Origin of the sequence: Paraburkholderia sediminicola (assembly GCF_046026855.1) — a bacterium.
Classification (GTDB): Bacteria; Pseudomonadota; Gammaproteobacteria; order Burkholderiales; family Burkholderiaceae; genus Paraburkholderia; species Paraburkholderia sediminicola_A.
On record NZ_JAQQET010000031.1, the window covers coordinates 36,217 to 59,545 of the forward strand.

The window sequence follows — 23,329 nt, forward strand, 5'->3', positions numbered from 1 at the left end:
GCGGCTTGCCGGTTAGGCGAGCGGTTGCCGCGCGGGGTCGAACAGCGGCCGCACGTGGCGGTAGAGCGCGCGATAGGCTTCGAGCCGGTTGCGCAGTTCGGCGTGTCGTTGCGGGTTCGGCGTGAACTCCTTTTCGATCGGCGGCTTGGTCAGCACCTTGGCCGGTTCGCCGCCCGCCGCCAGCCAGCCGAGGCGTGCCGCGCCGAGCGCCGCGCCGGTTTCGCCGCCGCCGTGCTTGCGGGTCGCGGTGTCGAGCGCATCGGCGAGCAGTTGCGCCCAGTAGTCGCTGCGAGCGCCGCCGCCGAGCAGGGAAAGCGCCTTCGCTTCGGTGCCGGCCGCGCGCAATGCGTCGAGGCCGTCAGTGAGTGCGAGCGTCACGCCTTCGAGTACCGAGTAGCCGAGCAACGCGCGATCGGTTGCGTGATTCATGCCGAAGAACACGCCTTGCGCATACGGATCGTTGTGCGGCGTGCGCTCACCCGACAGATAGGGCAGAAAGAGCGGGGCGGTGTTCAACGCGTCCGCTGGCAGCGCCTCAATTTCGGCGAGCAGGGTCGGCTCGTCGGTTGAGGTGAGTTTGCAGAACCAGCGCAAGCAACTTGCCGCCGAAAGCACCACGCTCATCTGATGCCAGCGATCTGGAATCGCGTGACAGAATGCGTGCACCGCAGAAGCCGGATTCGGCCGGAAGCTGTCGCCGACCACGCACAACACGCCGGACGTGCCGAGCGAGACGAAGCCGTCGCCCGGTTGCGTTGCGCCGATGCCGATCGCACTCGTGGCGTTATCGCCGCCACCGGCCGCGACGATCACGGCGTCGCTCAAACCGAACTCGCGCGCCACCTCGGGAAGCAGGGTGCCGGATGGCTCGCTGCCTTCGCACAAGGCTGGCATCTGCGCGCGCGTCATGTTGCAGGCGGCGAGCAGCGAATCGGACCAGTCGCGTTTGGCGACGTCGAGCCACAGCGTGCCCGCTGCATCCGACGGATCGGATACCTTGCCGCCGGTCAGTTGCAGGCGTAGATAGTCCTTCGGCAGCAGCACGCAGGCAGTCCGCGCGAAGATGTCCGGTTCGTGACGCGCGACCCACAGCAGCTTCGGCGCGGTGAAACCGGGCATCGCGAGATTGCCGGCCACGGTGTGCAACTCCGGCGCGCGCTCGGTCAGCTCCGCGCATTCCTTGTCGCTGCGCATGTCGTTCCACAGGATCGCAGGGCGCAATACGCGGTCCTGCGCATCCAGCAGCACGGCGCCGTGCATCTGCCCCGAGAGGCCGATGCCGCGAATCTGCGCGAACTCGTCGGGATGTTTGGCGCGCAACGCGGCCAACGCCGTGCGCGTGCCGGCCCACCAGTCTTCGGGATTCTGTTCGGCCCAGCGCTGATGCGGGCGCGAAACGGTAAAGGGCGAGCCTGCGGTGCCGATCACGCGTCCATCGGACGCAAGCAGCAGGACTTTCACTTCGGACGTGCCGAGGTCGATGCCGAGATACATGGGCGCGAAACCTTCGTCGTTAGGGATGCGCTACTTTAGCCGCATAGGGCAAGCGGTGCCATGCGCATTAAGCCTGGCACCGGCGCGCTTCGATGCCGCGCGGTGCCAGGCGCTGAGCGACGCGATGCCCGTTGCTGCCGGCGTGCGCGTGCACCACATTGCGGCGACGCTGGGCGCCGTCGCACGGGTTCGCGGGTCAAGCCGCGCCGCGTTTGGCCAGCCACACGTCGACGCGTGCCAACGCGCCTGCCAACGCCGATTCCAACTCCGGTGTCTGCGCCATGCTGCCCCACAGCAGCCGGTCAGCGGCGAACGCCTTCAACGGATCGGGCGCGCTAAAGAAACCGCGCGCGACGCGCTCGTCCATCACGCCATCCTGATACGCATACGGCAGCTTGCCGGCGTTCCAGCGTTCGAGGAAGCGAAAGAACAGCGCCGGCAACATCGCCGTCGCCGCTGGCGTGGCGCCGCGCTCGAAGCATTCGGCGAGCGTCGGCGCGATAAAACCGGGCAGCTTCGAAAAACCATCGGCGGCAACGCGCTGGTTGGTGTCCTGGATATAAGGGTTGCCGAAGCGGTCGAGCACGACATCGCGATAGCGTTCGAGATCGAGTGGGCTCGGCGTAAGGCAGGGGATCACGTCTTCGGTCACGTAATCGAAGGCGAATTTGTGGATGTCCGGGTCGAGCGTGCCTTCGTGGATGTAGTTCAGTCCGACCAGCGTGCCTGCCCACGCAATGCAGCTATGCGGTGCGTTGAGAATGCGGATCTTCGCTTCCTCGTAAGGCAGCACCGAGTCGACCAGTTCCGCGCCGACCTTTTCCCACGCGGGGCGTCCCGCGATGAAACGGTCTTCGATCACCCATTGGATGAAGGCTTCGCCCATGACCGGGCAGGCATCGTCGACGCCGGTGGCGGCTTTCACGCGTTCGCGCACGTCGGGCGTGGGACGTGGCGTGATGCGGTCGACCATTGAACTTGGACACGCGGTGTTGTCGTCGAACCATTGCGCCAGTTCGTCCGCACCGCGTCGTTCGAGAAATTCGCTCATGCCCGCATGAAAACGCTCGCCGTTGCTGCGCAGGTTATCGCAAGTCTGGAGCGTGACCGGGCCAGCGCCGCGCTTCATGCGTGCGTCGAGAATCGCCGCGAGCGCGCCGTAAATCGTGGTGTGGCCGCCTTTCAGGTCAATCGCGAGATCGGCATTTTCGGTATCGAGTTCGTCCTGTTCGTCGAGGTAATAGCCGCCTTCGGTGACGGTAAACGCAATGATCTTGCAGGACGGATCGGCGCCCGCTTCGATCAGCGTATCGAGACTCTCGGTCCACGGCACCACGCGCTCGATCGAACGGATCGTCTCGTACGCGCGCTCGCCCTGCGGCGTGACGGTTTCGAGTGTATAGACGCCGTTTTGCGCGGCAAGCGCTTCGAGCACCGCATTCATGTCGCTGCGAATATTGCCGACCGTCAGCGACCAGTGCGGCTCGCCCGCCACTTTCGCCTCGTTCAACCGATGGAGATACCAGGCCTGATGCGCGCGATGAAACGATCCCGCGCCGATGTGCAGGATCACGTGTGCGGCCGCGCCGCTGCCTTGCCCGCTGTTCATGTGCGTCTCCTGAATGTCTTCGATCGCACGGCTTGAAGCGTGCGTTTTTTCTCGAGGGTGGAGCATTTGCTCTGTCTGTGAGCGAATGATCGTACCCGGCGAATCGAATGTCAAGGCGACGTAAGCGGCTTTTCGTGGCGCAGCGCGGCGTGGCGGGACTTTCGGCGCGACTCGCGAGGCGTCCGCGCGTTATGGGACGTGTCTCGCGGTGCGTATTGCATTGCATCAAATTTGACTTTCACCGCGCCAGGACTAACCCGAATGCAAAAAAGTATCGGTCCACGGTTTCATTTCGAGTGGTGGATAAGGCTTTTGAGGGCTACTTTTCGCTATACAAGATGAAGCTCAGCGGCACTTGCGACACGCCGCTTCATGGAGGCAGACGCGATGCAACCCGATCTGGAACTCGTCGCCGTACGGCGTGACGAATCGTTCAAAGTGTGGTCGCACGGCTATCCGTATCGCACGGTGCGCTGGCATTTTCATCCGGAATACGAAATCCATCTGATCGTGGCGACGACCGGCAAGATGTTCGTCGGCGACCATATCAGCAGTTTTGTGCCCGGCAACCTCGTGTTGATGGGGCCGAACCTGCCGCATAACTGGGTCAGCGACGTGCCGGAAGGCGAGACGATTGCGCAGCGCAATCTGGTTGTTCAGTTCGGGCAGGAGTTCGTGTCGAGTTGCATGGGCAGCTTCCCGGAGTGGCGTCAGGTCGAAGCGCTGCTCGCCGACTCGCGCCGCGGCGTGTCGTTCGGCGCGCAGACAAGTGCGGCGATCCAGCCGCTGTTCCTCGAATTGCTGGCCGCGCGTGGACTGCGCCGACTCGTGCTGTTCATGTCGATGCTCGAAATCCTGATGGATGCCGAGGATCGCGAGACGCTTGCGAGTCCCGCCTATCAGGCAGACCCGACCGGGTTTGCGTCGACTCGCATCAATCACGCGCTGTCGTATATCGGCAAGAACCTGTCCAACGATCTGCGCGAATCGGATCTGGCTCAACTCGCCGGGCAAAGTGTCAGTGCGTTCTCACGCTATTTCCGCCGCCATACGGGGCTGCCATTCGTGCAGTACGTGAACCGCATGCGCATCAACCTCGCGTGCCAGCTGCTCATGGACGAGGAACTGAGTGTCACCGATATCTGCTTCAAGGCGGGCTTTAACAACCTGTCGAATTTCAACCGGCAGTTCCTCGCGGTGAAGGGTATGGCGCCTTCGAAATTTCGCCACTACCAGCAACTGAACGACGCGAGCCGCGACGCCTCCGAAGAAGCGGCCGCGCGCGGCGCAGGCATCGACGATGCACCCGCTATCGTGCTTGCGCCAGGTTTGCCACGCACCGCTGCCGCTGCCTATCCACCGACGTAGTCCTCATCAAGCTTTAAGCCAAAGCGTTTCACTTCACCCGCGTTTCAACACCTATCGCGCTGTCGCCGGACAGCGTGAGGGACGTGCTCATCTCATCGAATAGTTTTAATAACGGAGACAACCATGACGCAATCCACTTCAAAGCAGACATCGTTGAAGACCTTCGCGCGCAGTACGGCAGCGCTCGCGATGTTCGCGTTCGGCCTGTCGTTCGTCACGGCGCCGGCTGCACAAGCCGCACCGCTGAAGATCGGCATGACGTTTCAGGAACTGAACAACCCGTACTTCGTGACGATGCAAAAAGCGCTGAACGATGCGGCGGCGTCGATCGGTGCCACCGTGGTCGTCACCGACGCGCATCACGACGTCAGCAAGCAGGTCAGTGACGTCGAGGACATGCTGCAAAAGAAGATCGATATCCTGCTCGTGAATCCGACCGATTCGACCGGCATTCAATCGGCGGTGACGTCGGCTAAAAAGGCGGGCGTCGTGGTGGTTGCGGTCGATGCGAATGCGAATGGTCCGGTCGATTCGTTCGTCGGCTCGAAGAATTTCGACGCGGGACAGATGGCGTGTGAGTACCTGGCGAAGTCGCTTGGCGGCAGTGGAGAAGTGGCGATTCTCGACGGCATTCCGGTCGTGCCGATTCTCGAACGTGTGCGCGGCTGCAAGGCAGCGCTTGCGAAAGTACCGGGCATCAAACTCGTGGATACACAGAACGGTAAGCAGGAACGCGCGACTGCGTTGTCCGTCACCGAAAACATGATTCAGGCGCATCCTAATCTCAAAGGTGTGTTCAGCGTGAACGACGGCGGTTCGATGGGCGCGCTCTCGGCGATCGAATCATCGGGTAAGGACATCAAGCTGACCAGTGTCGACGGTGCGCCGGAAGCGATTGCCGCGATCCAGAAACCGAATTCGAAGTTCATCGAAACATCCGCGCAATTCCCGGCCGACCAGGTGCGTATCGCGCTCGGCATTGCACTCGCGAAGAAGTGGGGCGCCAATGTGCCGAAAACCATTCCGGTCGACGTGAAGATGATCGACAAGAGCAATGCCAAGGGTTTCAGCTGGTAAGTCGAATGCTTGCCGCCGTCGCTGGGTTCGATAAGCGCGGCGGCGAGCAGCAGAGGAGGGCCCGATGGACACGATACTCAAGCTCGACAACATCACCAAAAGCTTTCCAGGCGTAAAGGCGCTGCAAGGCATTCACCTGGAAATTTCGCGTGGCGAGATTCACGCGTTGCTCGGCGAAAATGGTGCCGGCAAATCGACATTGATGAAAATCCTGTGCGGCATCTATCAGCCCGACGAAGGCACGATCACGATCGCGGGCGAAGCGCGCCACTTCACGAACTATCACGACGCGGTTGCCGCGGGCGTCGGCATTGTGTTTCAGGAGTTCAGCCTGATTCCGTATCTGAACGCGGTGGAGAACATGTTTCTCGGCCGCGAGTTGAAGAACGGTTTCGGTCTGCTCGAACGCGGCAAGATGCGGCACGCGGCAGCCGCGATTTTTCAGCGCCTGGGCGTGACGATCGACTTATCGGTGCCGATTCGTGAACTGTCGGTCGCGCAGCAGCAGTTTGTTGAAATTGGCAAGGCGTTGTCGTTGGAGGCACGCATTCTGATTCTGGATGAACCGACCGCGACGCTAACCCCGGCCGAAGCTGAACATCTGTTCGCGATCATGCGTGATCTGAAGACGCAGGGCGTGGCGATGATCTTCATCTCGCACCACCTCGAAGAGATTTTCGAAGTGTGTGATCGCATTACCGTGTTGCGCGACGGTCAGTACGTCGGCATGACCGAGGTTGCGGAATCCGATGTGAGCCATCTCGTGGAAATGATGGTGGGGCGCCGCATCGAAAACAGCTTTCCGCCAAAGCCGCCGTTGCGCGCCGATGCGAAGATCGTGCTCGCGGTCGACAAACTGCAGTTGCTCAAAGACAGCCCGATGCTGAGTTTCACGCTGCGCGAGGGCGAGATTCTCGGCTTTGCGGGACTGGTCGGTTCGGGTCGCACGGAAACCGCGCTGGCCGTGATCGGCGCGGACCCGGCTTACGTGAAGGAAATCCGCATCAACGGCACAGCCGCAAAACTATCCGATCCTGCCGATGCGTTGCGCGCCGGTGTCGGTATTCTGCCGGAGAGCCGCAAGACCGAAGGTCTGATTACCGATTTCTCGATCAAACAGAATATCTCGATCAACAACCTCGGCAAATACCGCTCACTGCGTTTCTTCATCGATCAGCGCAGCGAAGCGCGTGCCACCGCCGACATCATGAAGCGCGTCGGGGTTAAAGCGCCGACGATGCATACCGAAGTCGCGACACTCTCAGGTGGCAATCAGCAAAAAGTGGTGATCGCCCGCTGGCTGAATCACCACACCAACATTCTCATCTTCGACGAACCGACGCGCGGCATCGACGTCGGCGCCAAAGCCGAAATCTATCTGCTGATGCGCGAACTCACCGCGCGCGGCTACTCGATTATCATGATTTCGTCCGAACTCCCGGAGATTGTCGGCATGTGTGACCGCGTCGCCGTGTTCAGGCAGGGCCGCATCGAAGCGATGCTCGAAGGCGACGGGATCGACTCGAACGCCGTGATGACCTATGCAACAGCCGGCACCCGTGGAGCACCCCATGAACACGCCTAATCCTTCTTCATCGCCGAAAACCTCGACCGTCAGTAGTGGTACGCCCGGTGCACCGGTGCGCTATACGTGGGCCGCGTTGAAACGCTCGACGCTCTTCTATCCGTTCATCGGCTTGCTGGTGGTGTGCATCGTGATGGTGTTCGCGAGCGACAGTTTTCTCTCCGCTGCGAACATCGAAAACGTGCTGCGCCAGGTGTCGATCAACGCGATCATCGCCGTGGGGATGACGTGCGTGATTCTGACCGGCGGCATTGATCTGTCGGTGGGCTCCGTGATGGCTTTGGCGGGTACGCTCGCCGCGGGCTTGATGGTGGCCGGGATGAACGCAGTCGCTGCATTGGCGGTCGGCATCGCAGTCGGATTGGGCTTTGGCGCCGCGAACGGGTTCTTCGTTGCATTCGCCGGTATGCCGCCGATCATCGTCACGCTCGCCACCATGGGTATCGCGCGCGGCCTCGCGCTGATCTACACCGGCGGCTATCCGATCGACGGCCTGCCTGACTGGGTCAGCTTCTTCGGCAGCGGCAAGATATTTGGCATCCAGGCGCCGGTTGTGATCATGGTGGTGATCTATGCGCTTGCCTGGGTGTTGCTTGAACGCATGCCATTCGGCCGCTACGTGTATGCGATTGGCGGCAACGAGCAGGCGACGCGCTTATCCGGCGTACGTGTGGCTCGCGTGAAGCTGATCGTCTACTCGATTGCCGGTTTGACCTCCGCTTTCGCCGCCATTGTGTTGACCGCGCGTTTGATGAGTGGCCAGCCGAATGCGGGTGTTGGCTTTGAACTCGACGCCATCGCCGCCGTGGTGATGGGTGGCACCTCGATCTCCGGCGGACGCGGCTCGATCATCGGCACCCTGATCGGCGCGTTGCTACTCGGCGTACTGAACAACGGTCTGAACATGGTCGGCGTGAATCCGTATGTGCAGAACGTGATCAAGGGCGGAATTATTTTGCTGGCGATCTACATCAGCCGCGACCGTAGAAAGTAACTTTTAACCGACCTCTTTTAAGCAGGACCATGTAATGACTCAGTCCACTGAATCCACCCAATCCGGTAAGCAGGAAATGACGGCGATTGTTTGCCACGCACCGAAAGACTATCGCGTCGAACAGGTGTCGAAGCCGAAAGCGCGTGCTCATGAACTGGTGATCCGCATCGCCGCGTGCGGCATCTGCGCGAGCGACTGCAAGTGTCATTCGGGCGCGAAGATGTTCTGGGGCGGCCCAAGCCCCTGGGTCAAAGCGCCGGTGATTCCGGGCCACGAGTTTTTTGGTTTCGTCGAAGAAATCGGTGAGGGCGCCGCCGATCACTTCGACGTGAAGATGGGCGACCGCGTGATCGCGGAACAGATCGTGCCGTGCGGTAAGTGCCGTTACTGCAAATCCGGCCAGTACTGGATGTGCGAAGTGCACAATATCTTTGGCTTCCAGCGCGAAGTTGCGGACGGCGGTATGGCCGAGTACATGCGCATTCCGCCGACGGCGATCGTCCACAAGATTCCCGACGGTATCTCACTCGAAGATGCCGCTATCATCGAACCGCTGGCGTGTGCGATCCATACGGTGAATCGCGGCGAGTTGCAACTCGATGATGTGGTGGTGATCGCGGGTGCGGGTCCGCTTGGTTTGATGATGACGCAAATCGCTCATCTGAAGACGCCAAAGAAGCTGGTCGTGATCGATCTGGTTGAAGAGCGCCTGGCGCTCGCACGTGAATACGGCGCGGATTTGACGATCAATCCAAAGCAGGAGGATGCGCTGGCGATCATTCATTCGCTGACCGACGGCTATGGTTGCGACGTCTACATCGAAACGACCGGTGCGCCGATCGGCGTTAATCAGGGCATGGACCTGATTCGCAAGCTTGGGCGTTTCGTCGAGTTCTCGGTATTTGGTGCGGATACGACGCTGGACTGGTCGGTGATCGGCGACCGCAAGGAGCTCGATGTACGCGGCGCGCATCTCGGCCCATACTGTTATCCGATTGCGATCGACTTGCTGGCGCGCGGACTCGTTACGTCGAAGGGTATCGTCACGCATGGGTTTTCGTTCGAAGAATGGGACGAGGCGATCAAGGTCGCTAATTCGCTCGATTCGATCAAGGTGTTATTGAAGCCGCACGCCTGAGGATTGAGTGCAGCATGGGTCAAGGACGAGCGGCACATAAACGGAGACTGTATGGATTACGTCATCGGCGTCGATATCGGCACGCAGAGCACCAAGGCGCTGCTGGTCGATCAGCACGGCGCGATCGTCGCGCAGCATGCGTCGAGCTATCAGCCGGATACGCCCAAGCCGCTATGGGCAGAACAATGGTCTGCGGTGTGGTTGAAGGCCGTGGTGGAATGCATCGCGGCGTGCGTCGGCAAGGCGAAGGAGGCGGGCCTCGCGGCGAAGTCGATCAAGGCGTTGTGCGTGAGCAGTCTGTATGGCGGTTCGGGGATTCCCGTCGATAGCGATATGCGGCCGCTCTATCCGTGTCTGATCTGGATGGACCGGCGCGCGACCGGTCAGGTCGAGTGGGTGCGTGAAAACATCGACCTTGAGCGACTGTATGCCATCACGGGCAATGGCGTGGACAGCTACTACGGTTACACGAAGATGCTGTGGCTGCGTGACCATGAGCCGGATGTGTGGGCGCATACGCGTTACTTCCTGCCGCCCAATGCCTATGTGATTTATATGCTGACTGGCGAGGTCGCCGTCGATCATAGTTCGGCGGGCAATATCGGCGGTATCTACGATATTGCGAAACGCGACTGGTCGGACGAAGCACTCGACATGCTCGGCATTCCCGCGACGATGATGCCGGAGCGGTTAGTGGAGTCGTCCGAAGTGGTGGGTGGCTTGTTATCGCAGTGGACCGAACAGCTCGGATTGGAGGCGGGCACGGCAATCGTCGCGGGTGGCGTGGATGCGGCGGTGGCGACGTTTGCCGCAGGCGTCACGCGCGCCGGGCAACATGTTGCGATGATCGGCACGAGTATGTGCTGGGGGTATATCAACCAGACTGTCGACGCGCGGCATGGGTTGATCAGCATGCCGCATGTGTTCAACGGTCAGCGCGATATTTACGTATTTGGCGGTGCGATTACGGCGGGTGCTTCGGTGACGTGGTATCGCGAGCAATTTTGTCATGCGGAGACTGAGGCCGCACGCGCGATGCCGAATGGGGATCCGCATCGGTTGCTGGAAGAGAGCGCTTCACAGATTCCGGCGGGTTCGGATGGGGTGATGTTCTTGCCGTATTTGATGAGCGAACGCAGCCCTGTGTGGGATGCCAAGGCGAGTGGGGCGTTTGTTGGCCTGAGCCTGTTTCACACGCGGGCGCACTTGTATCGGGCGGTGTTGGAGGGTGTGTCGTTCGCGTTGAAACACAACATCGAAGCGGGACGTAAAGGCGCGCAATCGTTGGATGACAAGCTGATTGTGGTGGGCGGGGCGGCGCATTCGGATTTGTGGATGCAGATCATCGCGGACATTACCGGCTATCCGGTCTATACGATCGAGCAGGAAGTGGAGGCCGCGATGGGGGCGGCGTTGCTGGCAGGGGTTGGTGTCGGTCTGGTATCGCGTGAAGAGGCGCAAAGCGGATGGGTCACGCTGATTGAACGTGCGGAGCCGAACGCGCAGCGGATGGCTTTGTATGAACAGCGATTTGGTATTTATACGGATTTGTATCCGGCGTTGAAGCCGGTCATGCATCGATTGCAGACATCATGAATGCTACTTTTGATTTTTCTGGTAAGTCGATTCTGGTTACTGGAGCGTCGAGCGGAATTGGACGGGCTACGGTTGAAGCGTTGTGCGCGTCCGGTGCGAATGTGGTCGCGGCGGCGCGCAATGTGAATGAACTCGCGCGATTGGCTGAGGAAACGGGATGCGAACCGTTGACGCTCGACGTGAGCGATGAAGCCGCTATCGATGATGCGTTGAGTTCACTCGACGCGTTCGATGGGCTCGTGAACTGCGCGGGTATTGCTTTGCTTGAGCGGGCGGTGGATACGACGGGTGCCAGCTTCGATCGCGTGATGGGGGTGAATGCGCGTGGGGCGGTGCTGGTTGCCAAGCACGTGGCTCGCGGGATGATCGATACTAAGCGTGCTGGCAGTATCGTGAATGTTTCCAGTCAGGCAGCACTTGTGGCGCTTGATGATCATTTGAGTTATTCGGCTTCAAAGGCGGCGCTTGATGCTGTTACGCGTGCTTTGTGTATCGAACTGGGGCCCTACGGCATTCGGGTGAATAGCGTTAATCCTACGGTGACTTTGACACCGATGGCCGTGCAGGCCTGGAGTGATCCTGTGAAGCGCGATCCCGCTTTGATGGCGATTCCGTTGAGGCGCTTTGCGGAGTCTGCTGAAGTCGCTGCGCCGATTATGTTTTTGTTAGGCGATGCAGCTTCGATGATTAGTGGGGTTTGTTTGCCGATTGATGGGGGGTATACCGCGAGGTGATTGGTTTGTCTGCTACGGATTAATGTCGGTGCGGCTACGGTGTAACGGCGAATCGCGTCTAGGACGTCACCGGACTTGCACGGCCGCTATGTCGCGAATGAGATTCCAGGCCCCGCACACGAGCGGGCCTTTTTTGTTGGCCACGGGCAACGAAGTTCGCACTTCGTCTGCACACAATCCCAGCTCCCGTAGGTCGGTGATGCCGTCCGGCGGGTCGACTTAGACCATCGCGCTCGCGTCAATCGGCGAATCGTCGACAATTTGATGGTCGACGATGCTGTGCACGGAACGTCCCCGCCATCTTAGGCAGTCACTTTGGTGCCTTGCCATCTTCCTTGAATGTCCCCGATGCGGGCGTTGTTGCGGCACCCGCTTAGCGCCACTCTTGTTTTGATGCTTCTGATTTCAGCCGGTTTGTGAAGATCTGTCGCGCAATAGGTATTTTCAGAATGTTCCTATTCTGGTTTCAGTTCCCCTTCGTGCAACGTCGAATTATTACGCATTTCTAACGACGTATTGCTGAGGGGAGATGTATGAGAACAAAACCCCAACCTTGCCGGCTTGGAGGCAAGCTAGCCCGCCTGGTGGCCGCATGTGCCTTGCTACTGGTGACCTCTACCGCGCGTGCAGACGACTGCTGGACGCTTTATTCGAAGTCTGGTGCAACGCCAGGTACAGCGAGCTGCCGACTGGACGTCGCAAGCAATACCCCAAGTGGCATGGGTAATTACGGATGTAGAAACGACATAGCGGCAATTGACGAGTGGTGCGCCACAACTACGGACCCTGACGAATCCTGTCCGGTTGCCGATCCGGTCTATCCGGCCAACGGCAAGGTGACGCTCTCTGAAAACGACTTCCGTAGCGGCGATGGAATGCCGCTGACATTCACTCGAAGCTACCTATCCTCACCGTTTCTCAAATCGGCTACCGCCATGGGGCCGGTATGGATGAGTAACTGGCAGCGACAACTCAACGTGGCCGTGACCAGCGGTAGTTCACCGCAAGTCATTGCCTATCGTGCAAACGGCCAACCGCTCACTTTCCTACTTGCCAACGGACAGTGGAAAACCCCTAACTTCAGCGGGCTCGCTCTCGCTCAGAATGGCGCTGGCTGGGCCCTGACGGACCTGACGACTGATACCGTCGAGTCTTATTCGGCACAGGGCGTCTTGTTGTCCGAAACAACACATACTGGCTTCACACGAACGCTCACCTATGACAACGCGGGGCGACTCACGGCCATCAACCAGCGCGCGGCAGGTGCGGTTCCGAAGTATGAGTTACTGTCGATCAAGCTTGAGTACGACACGTTAGGCCGTATCTACCGCATGACAGACCCAAGCGGTGGCCTTACGCAATACGGTTATGACGGAAGCAGTAACCTCGTATCAGTCACATGGCCCGATGGTTACGTGCGCCGTTACGTCTACGACGATTCGCGCTTCAAGAATGCACTAACAGGTGTAGTTGACGAATCCGGTTCACGGATCGCTACGTGGACTTATGATGCAAGGGGGCGCGCTACCTCCGCCACGCACCCGGATACGACGCGGAATGTCCAGTTCACCTATGGCAACGGCTCTACGACCATGTCCTGGGCTGACGGTTCGGGCACGGTTAGCTTTGCGTCAGTCGCCGGCATGTTGCGCGTGACCGGTGGCAGTACAACCGATGGCACCGAGAGCCGGACGTTGGATACGAGCGGGAACCTGCTGCAAAAAACTGCGCCGGACGGAAGTGCGGCATATTCGTACGATGCTTCGGGCCGACCGGTTCGCGCTGCGGTAAGTAGTTCTGGTGGCATGGTGATAACGTCGGTGCGTTATGCCGATTCGGCAAGCTTGCATCCGTCACTTGTTGCGACTCCGGGAAAGATGCGTGCGTTCGTGTATGACGCAGGTGGCAACGTCACCGGATACAGCGAGTTCGACACGTCTGACACAACAGGCGCAAGTGGCTTCGACGCTAGTGGCACAGGCAACAAATTGACTGTAGGCGCGCGCTACGATGCCAACAACCGCTTGGCGCAAGCAGCTGTCTACATGAACGGCGTCAAAACCGAAGATTGGGCGTACTTCCCAGACGAAACCGGGAATCTGCAGACCGCTCAGGAGCTGATCTCACATTGGCTACTTGGTGCAGTCGATCGTGACGCGTCGAACCGTGTAACGAGAGCCAGCGGGAACTACCGTGAAGCACGCTTCACTTATGACAAGCGTGGACGCGTCAGCCGGTTCACCTACAACGAAGATGCAACTGCACTGACGGCAGGTCTGAAGCGTTTCCTGACTGTGGACTACAGCTATACACCGGACGGTCGTGTGGCGGGTCGGACAGGTACGGTGGCCAGGAACGGGGGTGCAGCGCAAGCGATATCCAGTGATGAGATTGACCAGTGGATTAATAACTATGAAACTGGTGCTGATCCTGTCGGGCCTCCCGGCAATCGCTCAGCCTCGCGTAGGGCTTTAAGAGCGGACGCCGCAACGACAATCTCTCCGGTATGCGCAGAGTGTTATGTTTTACGAAGGCCAAGCTGGCATGGAAGCTCTTTTATCACGGGCTTGCCATCACTCAGGCAGATCAGCCTGTTCGGGGTGGCGAGCCTGAATTGCAAATTGCGGCACAGGAGCAGGTACCGTTTCCTATCCTGATGCCTGAACAGAACGGGCAATCAAAACGTGCGGTGCTATATGCACAACTGTTCCAGACTAACGGCGACTCTGATTCGGGTTTCGTCAAGTGCTCTTACGGTGTGCCTATGACGAAGCGTTGCCGCCAAGTGAAGGAACGATGCATCGACAAATGCCATTTGTTATTTCAGACAAAAGACTACGGAGTGACTTATTTCAGATGCCTGAACAAATGCATGGCCGACAACGATTGCTAGGGGAAAACACGATGATTGACGATAAAATTCTCGCCGCGGAAGTCAATGAGAAATTACTCTCGGCAAATCGCGCGATTGTTGATGCTGTGAAGTTGGTTGAGGAACGCGGCGCGGAGCAAGAGATTCGAGCATTTCGTGCTGAAGCCGCGAATGTGGCAGGACAGCTGTTTACTGTCCTTTTGAGACCGCTGTGGCAAGCGTTTCCTGAACTTGCTCCTGAAGGGATGGGGACGACCCCTTCGCCAAAGAAAAAAGGCAAGCGATAGAAACATAATAAGGCGCGAGTAGTTCGCGCCTTTTTTCTACCCCGGCATGGCGGCCACTACTTCATTTTAGTGCTTCACTGCCGCCTGCTTTGCATCAGCCCGCGCGCACACGGCAGTCTTTACGCGCGCCTGCTTGCGTGTCACAGCATTGTCAGATGCAGCCTCGGCTTCTGCTGCAGCTTCCCGTGCTTCTCGTCCCGTCTCCGCGGCATCTGAAAGAAGTTTCGTCGCAAGCTTGGCGGTGATACGACTGTGAGCAACCCCCTTTGCATCGAGCGCGATCACCTGGTACAGATCGCGGTCGCATTCAACTTCCTGCTGGTATTGCTCGACGGTATAGAGCAGGTGTTCCAGCAGGTTGCGCTCACGGCGTCTTTCTTCGACCGTTGTGGCCGGGCATCGCGTGATGCTCGCCGCGAGATCAATCAGCGTTTCAAGCTGCCGGATTTGCCGGTCGCATGTTCCAAACGCTGACAATGCAAGTTTTTCGTACTGGAGCGCATCAACAGGCGGGCGTGATGCAAGTCGAGTCTTTCTAGTGGGTTTGTTCATGGCGCGATTTCCGGTGTGTTTCTGAATCGCCCGACACTCGCGAACTAATCGTTGGGGTGAGCCGGCACGTAGCGAGTTTGAGAGACCGGGCGCAAAACCAGAACCGGCGAGCCTTGCGGCTCCCTCACCACTGCCCGCCCATAGATATAGACGTGTCTGATTGCGCACTATCCACTTTCGCAGATAGTGCGGCTTTGCGCTGCGGGCTCTCACACCCGGCCGTCTTTCCAACGGCAAATAGAAATCTAACCCACCCGTTTTTTAAGACGATCAACCACGCAGGCTAAACGCGCGAGTTAAGACCAATCTTTACATTTTGACCTGTGTGTCTATCGCTCGCAATGCATTGCGTGAACGTTGCCAATACATTGCGAATTGGCAAAGACGCAAACACGCTTTAAAGCATCGTCCTCACATGCCAAAGCTCCGGAAACAGAACCACATCCAGCATCTTTCGCAGATAAGGCGCGCCACTCGTGCCACCCGTGCCTTGCTTAAAGCCGATGATTCGCTCAACCGTCGTCACATGCCTGAACCGCCACTGTCGAAACGCATCCTCGAGGTCGACAAGTTCCTCCGCCATCTCGTACAACTCCCAATGCCGCGAGGGATTCCGATAGACCTCCAGCCAGGCCGCCTCAACAGACGCATCATGCGTAGTCGGCTGCGTCCAGTCCCGATCCAACCTCGACGGTGAAATCTCAAACCCACGCCGCGACAGCAGCCGAACCACCTCGTCGTAAAACGAAGGCGCTTCCAGCGAAGCCGTTACCTCAGCAAGGACATCCGGCCGATGCGCATGCGGTTTCAGCATCTGTTCATTTTTATTCCCAAGCAAAAACTCAATCTGCCGATACTGATAAGACTGGAACCCGGAAGAGCTACCCAGATAAGGCCGCATCGCCGTGTACTCCGACGGCGTCATCGTCGCGAGAACGCTCCATGCCTGCACAAGCTGCTCCATGATCCGCGACACACGAGCTAGCATCTTGAACGCCGGCGGCAACTCATCGCGATGCACCGCCTTCAACGCCGCGCGCAACTCATACAGCGCGAGCTTCATCCACAACTCGCTCGTCTGATGCTGGATGATGAACAACATCTCGTTGTGATCCGGCGATAACGGATGCTGCGCATCCAGTACCGTCCCCAACGACAGATAATCGCCGTAACTCATCGACTCCGAAAAATCGAGTTGTGCGTCATGCCAGCCATCGCCGGAATCGGCAACAGCAGCGGTCGTAGCAGAGGCCGAAGGAGCAACCCCGCTGCCATGTCCAAACGGACACCCTTGCGCCGGTTTCTCTTCCGGCAATCCCGGCGTTTGCATGTGATCGGTCATCGCGCGCTCCTTAGGTCACGGCGCCGCGAGCGGCAAATTCAGGTGCTCGCCAGGTCTCTTGCGCAAGCACATCGCGCAGCGTCTCCACCGCATCCCACACATCGACAAAGCGGGTATACAGCGGCGTAAAACCAAACCGCAGCACATGAGGCTCGCGATAATCTCCGATCACGCCACGCGCGATCAACGCCTGCATCACTTCATACCCATGCGGATGCTCGAAGCTCGCATGCGAACCGCGCTGCGCATGGTCACGCGGCGTCACGAGCTTCAAAGGAAACTCGCCACAACGCGCTTCGACCAGTTCGATAAACAGATCGGTCAGCGCGAGCGACTTCGCGCGGATCGTCTGCATATCCGTTTGCAGGAACACATCGAGTCCGCATTCGACGAGCGACATTGACACCATCGGCTGGGTGCCGCACAGGAAGCGCCCGATACCGTCATCGGGTTGATACGCCGGGTCCATCTTGAACGGTGCGCGATGTCCCCACCAACCGGACAGCGGCTGCGCGAAATCGTTTTGATGACGCTTGGGCACCCACACGAACGCCGGCGACCCTGGGCCGCCATTCAGATACTTATACGTGCACCCTACTGCATAGTCCGCGCCGACGCCATTCAGGTCGACCGGCACCGCGCCCGCCGAATGTGCGAGGTCCCACAGCGCAAGAGCGCCCTTGTCGTGGATCAGTTTGGTCAGCGCCGCCATGTCGTGCATGTAGCCGGTGCGATAGTTCACATGCGTGATCATGGCGATCGCGGTGTCGTCGCCGATCGCGGCGGGCAATTCGGACGGATCGTCGACGAGGCGCAATTCATAACCGCGGTCGAGCTGTTCGATCAGCCCTTGCGCGATGTACAGATCGGTCGGGAAATTCGAACGCTCAGAAACGATCACGCGACGCTTCGGATCGCGGGCGTTCGCCAAGCGCACGGCAGCTGACAAAAGCTTGAACAGGTTGATCGAAATCGTATCGGTGACGACGACTTCGTTTTCGGCCGCACCGATTAGCGGCGCGAGCTTGTTGCCAAGGCGGCGCGGTAATTCGAACCAGCCAGCGGTGTTCCAGCTGCGGATCAGGCCTTCACCCCACTCGGCGCCGATCACGGTCTGCGCGCGCTGCGCGGCGGCGGCCGGCGGCACGCCGAGCGAGTTGCCGTCGAGATAGATGGTCGTCGACGATAGCGCGAACTGGTCGCGCAGCGTTGCGAGCGGGTCGGCGCTATCGAGCGCCAGTGCTTCGTCACGAGTGTTCATGGTGGTCCAGTCAGTCAGATCAAGGAGTTCGGTGAATACGATGAATGCGGTTGTTCAGCCTTGCAGGGCATCGGTAATCAGCGAGATTCGGGCAACGCACGCAACACGGCGCGCACAGGGCTCGCATCGAGCGTAGTCAGCTTGAGCGGCAGCGCGATCAGTTCGTAGTCGCCGGGTGCGACGGCATCCAGCACGATGCCTTCGAGAATCGCCATGCGGTGCGCGCGAATCCGGTGGTGCGCGTCCATCGTCTTCGATTCCTGCGGATCGAGCGACGGCGTATCGATGCCGATCAGCTTCACCCCTTTCGCCGCCAGCAGATCGATTGTTTCGGGCGCGACTGCGCAGAATGCGCTGTCCCAAGCCGTCGTCGGCGCGATTTTGTAAGTGCGTAGTAAGACTCGCGGCGGCAGGTCGTCGAGTGAGCCGCTCAGGTGTTGTGGCGTGACAACAGGCAAAGCGCCGATGCAATGAATCACACGGCAGCGTCCAAGGTACGCATCGAGCGGAACTTGCCCGATCGCCGCGCCTTCTGCGTCGTAGTGAAGCGGGGCGTCGGTGTGGGCGCCGGTGTGCGGCGACAAGGTCAGTCGCGCGACGTTGACGGGCGAGCCCGCCTCCATGCGCCATACGCGTTCGATGCCGACCGGCGTATCGCCGGGCCAGACTGGCGTCGCGGTATCGACGGCGGGGGTGATGTCCCAGAGTGTGTCCATGTCTCCATCGGCGGATTGTGTCTATCCGGGAATGATAGGTGGCTTGCCGCGAAATGTGATTGCGAAAAAATCTCCTTCTGCGCCCTGTCTTGGAACATAATTTGAGACAAATGGGAAAGGGAGACCGAATATGAACGCGATCTCGCTCGACGCCACCGATTGTCGTATCTTGACGGTGCTTCAGCAAGAAGGACGGATCAGCAATCTTGACCTCGCGGAGCGCATTTCGCTCTCGCCATCGGCCTGTCTACGACGCCTGCGCCTGCTCGAAGAGCAGGGCGTCATCGAACATTACCGCGCGTGTCTGAATCGCGAAGTGCTGGGTTTCGAACTGGAAGCGTTTGTGCAGGTGTCGATGCGCAACGACCAGGAGAACTGGCACGAGCGTTTTGCGGAGGCGGTGCGGGATTGGCCGGAAGTGGTCGGCGCGTTTGTCGTGACCGGCGAGACCCATTATCTGTTGCGGGTGCTCGCCCACAATCTCAAACACTATTCGGATTTCGTGCTGCAGCGCCTCTACAAGGCGCCGGGCGTGATGGATATTCGTTCGAATATCGTGCTTCAGACGCTGAAGGAAGATTCGGGCGTGCCGGTGTCGCTCGTGCCGAAAACCAGCGGACACAGCGCGTCGCATAGCTGAGTGCGAGCGGCCGGTCAGCTTGCTTCGGCATGTACCGCTTGTTTGCAGCCGCTGTTAATACGCAGCGGCGCCGCGTTCAGAGCGGCTTGAGTCCGTGAAACTGGCCGTTCTGGAAGACCAGCGGCGCAATTTCCGCAGCATTCTCGTGGACGCCGCAGCGCTCCACTTCGCCGACGAAAATTACGTGATCGCCTTCTTCGTAACGGCTGCGGTTATGGCATTCGAACCAGGCGAGCGCGCCGTCGAGCACCGGCATGCCGGTGTCGCCTTCGGCATGCGAAACGCCTTCGAAACGATCACCCTTCACCGTGGCGAAGCGTTTGCACAGATCGAGCTGCGACGCTGCCAGTACGTTGACCACGTAGTGACTGTTCGCCCGGAACACCGGCATCGACGCCGAGCGCGTCGCGAGGCTCCATAGCACCAGCGGCGGATTGAGCGAAACCGAATTGAACGAGCTGGCCGTGATGCCGATCAATTGGCCGGACGCTGCGCGCGTTGTAATGACGGTGACGCCGGTGGCGAATTGGCTGAGCGCCTGTTTAAAGGCGGGCTGGTCGAAATTGGGTGGGCTGGCGCGCTTCATTGGGCGGAAGCCCTGGTGCCAGGCCGGGTGAAGCCCGGGCTGAACCCATCGCGCGTGCGGCCGGAAACAAATGATTCAAAAGTCATAGTGAAAATCGTCGATTTGTCCCAATTTTAACTGTAATCGCGGTGGACTGGCCGCGCCGCCTGCCGGTAAATGGAAAAACCGCTAAGCTGGAAAGTCTCGACGCGGGCATGAGCGTTGCGGTTAAGCGAGGCAGGCATCAGCCGACTATGGGAATCAAGGAGCAAGCAGCATGAGTCAGATAGGCGAAGTCGCTACCCTCGGTGGCGGGTGTTTCTGGTGTCTCGAAGCGGTGTATCTGGGCGTCGAAGGCGTGAACGCGGTGGAGTCGGGCTATGCGGGCGGCCAGACCCAGCGGCCGACCTATGAACAGGTGTGCGACGGGGTGACGGGCCACGCGGAAGTCGTGAACGTCGACTTCGATCCGGCGAAGATCAGCTATCGCGAGATTCTCGATATTTTTTTCGCGATCCACGATCCGACCCAGTTGAACCGGCAGGGCAACGACGTCGGCACGCAATACCGCTCGGTGATCTTTACCCATTCCGACGGGCAGCGCGAAACGGCACAGCAGGCGATCAGTGAGATCGGCGAACAGGCTATCTACGACGGCCAGATCGTCACCCAGGTGCTGCCGCTCGACGGCAACTACTGGCCGGCCGAAGCGTATCACCAGAACTATTTCGCGCAGCACCCGAATCAGGGGTACTGCTCGTTCGTGGTGGCGCCGAAGGTCGCGAAGTTTCGTCAGAAGTTCGCGCATCGGATCAAGGCGAGCTGAGTGGTTCCTCCGGCTTTTCGGGCTCGTCCTCGTCTGGATGCTCGGGCTCGTGAGCGAGGCGCGCATACGCTTCGATGATCGCCCGCGCCAGTTCCACGCAGCTTAACGGTGCCGACCCTTCCGCCTTGTTGTTGATCGCGATCACCACCGGCTGGCCGGCCAGCGCATAGCGTGCGGCCAGCTCGGCGAGCGAGGCGCGGGTCGCCGGATCCCGATCGACCAATTGGTTGAACGGTTCGTACTTGGCCTTCGCCTGCTCGTATTTGAAGCCGCCGTGCAAGCTCCAGCGCACGATCAGCGGGCCGGCTGGCTCGCCGTCCAGCAGCGCGAGCGCCGCCGCCTGACGCAGCGGATCCGGCATCCGTGCATGAATCCCCACGCAATACCGCACCCCCGCTGCTTTTAGCGTGCGGATGAACCGCGGCGTGAGCAAACTGGCGTCGCGGATTTCAATCGCGTAGCACGTGCCTTCAGGTAGCTTCGGCAATGCTGTCAGGAACTCGGCGAGGCGCTCGATGAATGCCGCCGGTTGCGCGAGCATCTGGTCGGGCAGTGGCGAGAGCTGGAACACCAGCGCACCGGCTTTCGTGCCGAGGCCTTCGATACACGGCGTGACAAACTCGTCGATCGCCATTTGTGCGTTCAGAAAACAGGGGTTCAGCGAGACCGGCTCGCCGCGTTCGGCGCGCACGGTGGCGTCGGTAATCGTCATCGGTGCTTTGACGATGAAGCGGAAGTGCTCCGGCACCTGCTGCGCGTAGCGCAAGTATTCGGTGACGGTGAGCGCCTGGTAAAACGACCGGTCGATGCTGACTGTCTTTAACAGCGGATGCGCGCCATAAGCCGTCAGACCTCCGCGCGAGAGTTTGCTGTTGCTGTAGTCGTCGCCGTAGACGATGCCGTTCCAGCCCGGGAACGACCATGTCGACGTACCGAGATGGACCTGCGACGGCAGTTCGGCGGCGAGCGCGAGGAGTTCAGGAGAGGGTGGAGCGGCGAGCACGTCGCGGGTACGGCGTTTCTTCGGCGCATCCGAGGAAGACGGTGTTGGACTGGAGCCGGCGTTGGCGATGGGCGCCGGTGGCGCGTCATCTTCCTGCCAAAGGGTGGTGGCGCTCTTCTTCGCGCGCGGCTGACGCCGCCGCTCAAGCTGTGCCGTTTCGTCGGCCGTTGCCGGGGTGGCAGCGGCGGGTGCCGCCGATGCCGGCGCGGGCTCCACCGGCATCCCGAACAGATCGAACTGCTCGGCGTCAGCCTGTGCGTCTTGCTCACCGCTCACCGGCTGTTCAACTTCGCTTGTCCCGCTTTGGTCCATCGACGTTCGACCTGCTGTTTAAGGTTTGCGCCGCGTCGGCCCGCCCGTGCAATGCACGCAGCCCCGGAACGCAGCGACGGCACATCGCCGCGGCGCAACCGTATCACAACGATTTGTCGTACATATAGCGGCGCGACCACGGCAGGGTCTTCGCGCTGCGGCCGGCTTTGCGGCAGACCACCTGGAAGATCGAGACGTCGTCGGTTTCGAACGCGTACGCGCAGCCGGCAAGATACACCCGCCAGATGCGGAATTTCTCGTCGTCGACCAGCTTGCGGGCTTCGTCCGCATGCGCCTCGAAGTTTTCCGCCCAGATGTCCAGCGTCTGCGCATAGTGACGGCGCAGGCTTTCGACGTCAACCGCTTCGAGCCCGCCGCGCTGCATCGCTTCGAGCGCGAGGCTGATGTGCGGCAGTTCGCCGTCCGGAAATACATAGCGGTCGATGAATTCGCCACCGCCCAGCGCGGTTTCGCCGCTATCCGAATCGCTCGAGGTGATGCCATGATTCATGGCGACGCCGTCGTCGACGAGCAGATCGTGGATCTTCTGGAAGTAACCCGGCAGATTCTTGCGGCCGACGTGCTCGAACATGCCGACGCTGGTGATGCGGTCGAACTGTCCGTCGATGTCGCGATAATCCTGCAGGCGAATCTCGATCTGATTTTCCAGGCCTGCGGCTTTCACGCGTGCGGTAGCGAGATCGAACTGGTTCTGCGAGAGCGTCACGCCGACGCACTGGGCGCCGAATTTCTGCGCTGCACGCAGGACGAGCGCACCCCAGCCACAGCCGATATCGAGCAGGCGTTGCCCCGGTTCCAACTGGATCTTGGTGAGGATGTGGTCGATCTTCTTGATCTGAGCGGTGGCGAGATCTTCATCGCCATTCTCGAAGTACGCACACGAGTACACCATGTTCTCATCGAGCCACAGCTTGTAGAACTCGTTCGAGACGTCGTAGTGGTACTGAATGGCTTTTTTGTCCGACGACTTCGAGTGATGGAAGTAGCGGCGGACGCGCGCCAGCTTGCTCGCGCTCGTGACGGTATTGCGCGCCAGCTGATAGCCGATGTTGATGATGTCCGACAGCTTGCCTTCGATGTCGATCTTGCCCTTCACATACGCCTCGCCCAGATTGTCGAGGCTCGGTTCGAGCAGATACGGCAGCGCGGTGGCGCTTTTGACGTGTAGCGTGACCCGAGGCGCGGCGAACTGCCCGAAGTCATGTTGCTGGCCGTCCCACAGCACAAGGCGTGCTGGCAGGTTAGCCTTGGTTTTTACTTCTTCCACCCACTGCGCCAGCTTCTTCTCCCAGAACATGTGATTTCTCCGTGTCCGTTGAATTAAAGCAAAGCCTGTG

Annotated in this window: 20 protein-coding genes; 11 read left to right on the forward strand and 9 right to left on the reverse strand. The window is 59.9% G+C overall.

What is annotated here, in order from left to right; all coding sequences use genetic code 11:
- Positions 1 to 12: 12 nt before the first annotated feature.
- Together xylB and dalD are read right to left on the reverse strand one after the other, a co-directional pair.
- Positions 13 to 1,494, reverse strand: a complete 1,482-nt coding sequence (xylB, locus tag PQR40_RS28630; RefSeq protein WP_408510336.1) for a xylulokinase — start codon at positions 1,492 to 1,494, stop codon at positions 13 to 15.
- Positions 1,495 to 1,690: 196 nt separating this feature from the next.
- Complete coding sequence (gene dalD / locus PQR40_RS28635; RefSeq protein WP_408510337.1) at positions 1,691 to 3,103, reverse strand: D-arabinitol 4-dehydrogenase; 1,413 nt, start codon at positions 3,101 to 3,103, stop codon at positions 1,691 to 1,693.
- Positions 3,104 to 3,490: 387 nt separating this feature from the next.
- Here dalD and PQR40_RS28640 point away from each other — a divergent pair, with 387 nt between their 5' ends.
- The 9 genes from PQR40_RS28640 to PQR40_RS28680 all read left to right on the forward strand — a co-directional run bounded on the left by PQR40_RS28640 (position 3,491) and on the right by PQR40_RS28680 (position 14,754).
- Positions 3,491 to 4,471 (forward strand): AraC family transcriptional regulator, encoded by a 981-nt coding sequence (locus PQR40_RS28640; protein WP_408234969.1) that lies wholly within the window; start codon positions 3,491 to 3,493, stop codon positions 4,469 to 4,471.
- A 123-nt stretch (positions 4,472 to 4,594) separates the two neighbouring features.
- Positions 4,595 to 5,548 carry an ABC transporter substrate-binding protein gene (locus PQR40_RS28645; protein WP_408234972.1) on the forward strand — a complete coding sequence of 318 codons (954 nt, stop codon included), beginning with the start codon at positions 4,595 to 4,597 and terminating at the stop codon, positions 5,546 to 5,548.
- A 64-nt stretch (positions 5,549 to 5,612) separates the two neighbouring features.
- Positions 5,613 to 7,133, forward strand: a complete 1,521-nt coding sequence (locus PQR40_RS28650) for a sugar ABC transporter ATP-binding protein (protein ID WP_408337423.1) — start codon at positions 5,613 to 5,615, stop codon at positions 7,131 to 7,133.
- On the forward strand, positions 7,120 to 8,127 hold the full coding sequence (locus PQR40_RS28655; RefSeq protein ID WP_408510338.1) for an ABC transporter permease: 1,008 nt from the start codon (positions 7,120 to 7,122) through the stop codon (positions 8,125 to 8,127). The genes PQR40_RS28650 and PQR40_RS28655 overlap by 14 nt, the downstream gene beginning before the upstream one ends.
- Before the next feature lie 34 nt (positions 8,128 to 8,161).
- Positions 8,162 to 9,265 (forward strand): alcohol dehydrogenase catalytic domain-containing protein, encoded by a 1,104-nt coding sequence (locus PQR40_RS28660; protein ID WP_408510339.1) that lies wholly within the window; start codon positions 8,162 to 8,164, stop codon positions 9,263 to 9,265.
- Between the two features lie 51 nt (positions 9,266 to 9,316).
- Positions 9,317 to 10,861, forward strand: coding sequence for an FGGY-family carbohydrate kinase (locus PQR40_RS28665; RefSeq protein WP_408510340.1), 1,545 nt, complete (start codon positions 9,317 to 9,319; stop codon positions 10,859 to 10,861).
- On the forward strand, positions 10,858 to 11,595 hold the full coding sequence (locus PQR40_RS28670; protein WP_408392112.1) for an SDR family oxidoreductase: 738 nt from the start codon (positions 10,858 to 10,860) through the stop codon (positions 11,593 to 11,595). Before PQR40_RS28665 ends, PQR40_RS28670 begins: the two co-directional genes overlap by 4 nt.
- 533 nt (positions 11,596 to 12,128) lie before the next feature.
- Positions 12,129 to 14,252, forward strand: a complete 2,124-nt coding sequence (locus PQR40_RS28675; protein ID WP_408510341.1) for a DUF6531 domain-containing protein — start codon at positions 12,129 to 12,131, stop codon at positions 14,250 to 14,252.
- A 247-nt stretch (positions 14,253 to 14,499) separates the two neighbouring features.
- The gene (locus PQR40_RS28680) at positions 14,500 to 14,754 is read left to right on the forward strand and encodes a hypothetical protein (RefSeq protein ID WP_408510342.1); all 255 of its coding nucleotides are present in this window, start codon (positions 14,500 to 14,502) and stop codon (positions 14,752 to 14,754) included.
- Between the two features lie 66 nt (positions 14,755 to 14,820).
- Here PQR40_RS28680 and PQR40_RS28685 read toward each other — a convergent pair whose 3' ends face one another.
- The 4 genes from PQR40_RS28685 to kynB form a co-directional block, all read right to left on the reverse strand.
- Positions 14,821 to 15,306: a hypothetical protein gene (locus PQR40_RS28685; protein WP_408510343.1), complete on the reverse strand. Its 486-nt coding sequence runs from the start codon at positions 15,304 to 15,306 to the stop codon at positions 14,821 to 14,823.
- 397 nt (positions 15,307 to 15,703) lie between these two features.
- Entirely contained in the window at positions 15,704 to 16,648 is a 945-nt protein-coding gene (kynA, locus tag PQR40_RS28690) for a tryptophan 2,3-dioxygenase (RefSeq protein WP_408337431.1), read from the reverse strand.
- Positions 16,649 to 16,658: 10 nt separating this feature from the next.
- Positions 16,659 to 17,909, reverse strand: a complete 1,251-nt coding sequence (gene kynU, locus PQR40_RS28695; RefSeq protein WP_408510344.1) for a kynureninase — start codon at positions 17,907 to 17,909, stop codon at positions 16,659 to 16,661.
- 77 nt (positions 17,910 to 17,986) lie between these two features.
- Positions 17,987 to 18,625, reverse strand: a complete 639-nt coding sequence (gene kynB / locus PQR40_RS28700; RefSeq protein ID WP_408337435.1) for an arylformamidase — start codon at positions 18,623 to 18,625, stop codon at positions 17,987 to 17,989.
- Positions 18,626 to 18,755: 130 nt separating this feature from the next.
- Here kynB and PQR40_RS28705 point away from each other — a divergent pair, with 130 nt between their 5' ends.
- A complete protein-coding gene (locus PQR40_RS28705; RefSeq protein ID WP_408206662.1) occupies positions 18,756 to 19,265 on the forward strand; it encodes an Lrp/AsnC family transcriptional regulator in 510 nt (169 codons plus the stop codon).
- Positions 19,266 to 19,341: 76 nt separating this feature from the next.
- On the opposite strand, the gene PQR40_RS28710 is transcribed toward PQR40_RS28705, so the two are convergent.
- Positions 19,342 to 19,851, reverse strand: coding sequence for a flavin reductase family protein (locus PQR40_RS28710; RefSeq protein WP_408235001.1), 510 nt, complete (start codon positions 19,849 to 19,851; stop codon positions 19,342 to 19,344).
- Between the two features lie 256 nt (positions 19,852 to 20,107).
- On the opposite strand from PQR40_RS28710, the gene msrA reads away from it, so the two are divergent.
- Positions 20,108 to 20,656, forward strand: a complete 549-nt coding sequence (gene msrA, locus PQR40_RS28715; protein WP_408510345.1) for a peptide-methionine (S)-S-oxide reductase MsrA — start codon at positions 20,108 to 20,110, stop codon at positions 20,654 to 20,656.
- Here the strand turns inward: msrA and PQR40_RS28720 are convergent.
- Positions 20,643 to 21,971: a DUF72 domain-containing protein gene (locus PQR40_RS28720; protein ID WP_408510346.1), complete on the reverse strand. Its 1,329-nt coding sequence runs from the start codon at positions 21,969 to 21,971 to the stop codon at positions 20,643 to 20,645. The two genes, msrA and PQR40_RS28720, sit on opposite strands and share 14 nt — an antisense overlap.
- A 103-nt stretch (positions 21,972 to 22,074) precedes the next feature.
- Positions 22,075 to 23,289, reverse strand: a complete 1,215-nt coding sequence (locus PQR40_RS28725) for a class I SAM-dependent methyltransferase (protein WP_408510347.1) — start codon at positions 23,287 to 23,289, stop codon at positions 22,075 to 22,077.
- Between the last annotated feature and the right edge of the window lie 40 nt (positions 23,290 to 23,329).

Excerpts from the sequence above, each read along its gene's own strand:
- xylB (WP_408510336.1), bottom strand. The coding sequence starts at position 1,494 with ATGTATCTCGGCATCGACCTCGGCACGTCCGAAGTGAAAGTCCTGCTG.
- dalD (WP_408510337.1), bottom strand. The coding sequence starts at position 3,103 with ATGAACAGCGGGCAAGGCAGCGGCGCGGCCGCACACGTGATCCTGCAC.
- PQR40_RS28640 (WP_408234969.1), top strand. The coding sequence starts at position 3,491 with ATGCAACCCGATCTGGAACTCGTCGCCGTACGGCGTGACGAATCGTTC.
- PQR40_RS28645 (WP_408234972.1), top strand. The coding sequence starts at position 4,595 with ATGACGCAATCCACTTCAAAGCAGACATCGTTGAAGACCTTCGCGCGC.
- PQR40_RS28650 (WP_408337423.1), top strand. The coding sequence starts at position 5,613 with ATGGACACGATACTCAAGCTCGACAACATCACCAAAAGCTTTCCAGGC.
- PQR40_RS28655 (WP_408510338.1), top strand. The coding sequence starts at position 7,120 with ATGAACACGCCTAATCCTTCTTCATCGCCGAAAACCTCGACCGTCAGT.
- PQR40_RS28660 (WP_408510339.1), top strand. The coding sequence starts at position 8,162 with ATGACTCAGTCCACTGAATCCACCCAATCCGGTAAGCAGGAAATGACG.
- PQR40_RS28665 (WP_408510340.1), top strand. The coding sequence starts at position 9,317 with ATGGATTACGTCATCGGCGTCGATATCGGCACGCAGAGCACCAAGGCG.
- PQR40_RS28670 (WP_408392112.1), top strand. The coding sequence starts at position 10,858 with ATGAATGCTACTTTTGATTTTTCTGGTAAGTCGATTCTGGTTACTGGA.
- PQR40_RS28675 (WP_408510341.1), top strand. The coding sequence starts at position 12,129 with ATGAGAACAAAACCCCAACCTTGCCGGCTTGGAGGCAAGCTAGCCCGC.
- PQR40_RS28680 (WP_408510342.1), top strand. The coding sequence starts at position 14,500 with ATGATTGACGATAAAATTCTCGCCGCGGAAGTCAATGAGAAATTACTC.
- PQR40_RS28685 (WP_408510343.1), bottom strand. The coding sequence starts at position 15,306 with ATGAACAAACCCACTAGAAAGACTCGACTTGCATCACGCCCGCCTGTT.
- kynA (WP_408337431.1), bottom strand. The coding sequence starts at position 16,648 with ATGACCGATCACATGCAAACGCCGGGATTGCCGGAAGAGAAACCGGCG.
- kynU (WP_408510344.1), bottom strand. The coding sequence starts at position 17,909 with ATGAACACTCGTGACGAAGCACTGGCGCTCGATAGCGCCGACCCGCTC.
- kynB (WP_408337435.1), bottom strand. The coding sequence starts at position 18,625 with ATGGACACACTCTGGGACATCACCCCCGCCGTCGATACCGCGACGCCA.
- PQR40_RS28705 (WP_408206662.1), top strand. The coding sequence starts at position 18,756 with ATGAACGCGATCTCGCTCGACGCCACCGATTGTCGTATCTTGACGGTG.
- PQR40_RS28710 (WP_408235001.1), bottom strand. The coding sequence starts at position 19,851 with ATGAAGCGCGCCAGCCCACCCAATTTCGACCAGCCCGCCTTTAAACAG.
- msrA (WP_408510345.1), top strand. The coding sequence starts at position 20,108 with ATGAGTCAGATAGGCGAAGTCGCTACCCTCGGTGGCGGGTGTTTCTGG.
- PQR40_RS28720 (WP_408510346.1), bottom strand. The coding sequence starts at position 21,971 with ATGGACCAAAGCGGGACAAGCGAAGTTGAACAGCCGGTGAGCGGTGAG.
- PQR40_RS28725 (WP_408510347.1), bottom strand. The coding sequence starts at position 23,289 with ATGTTCTGGGAGAAGAAGCTGGCGCAGTGGGTGGAAGAAGTAAAAACC.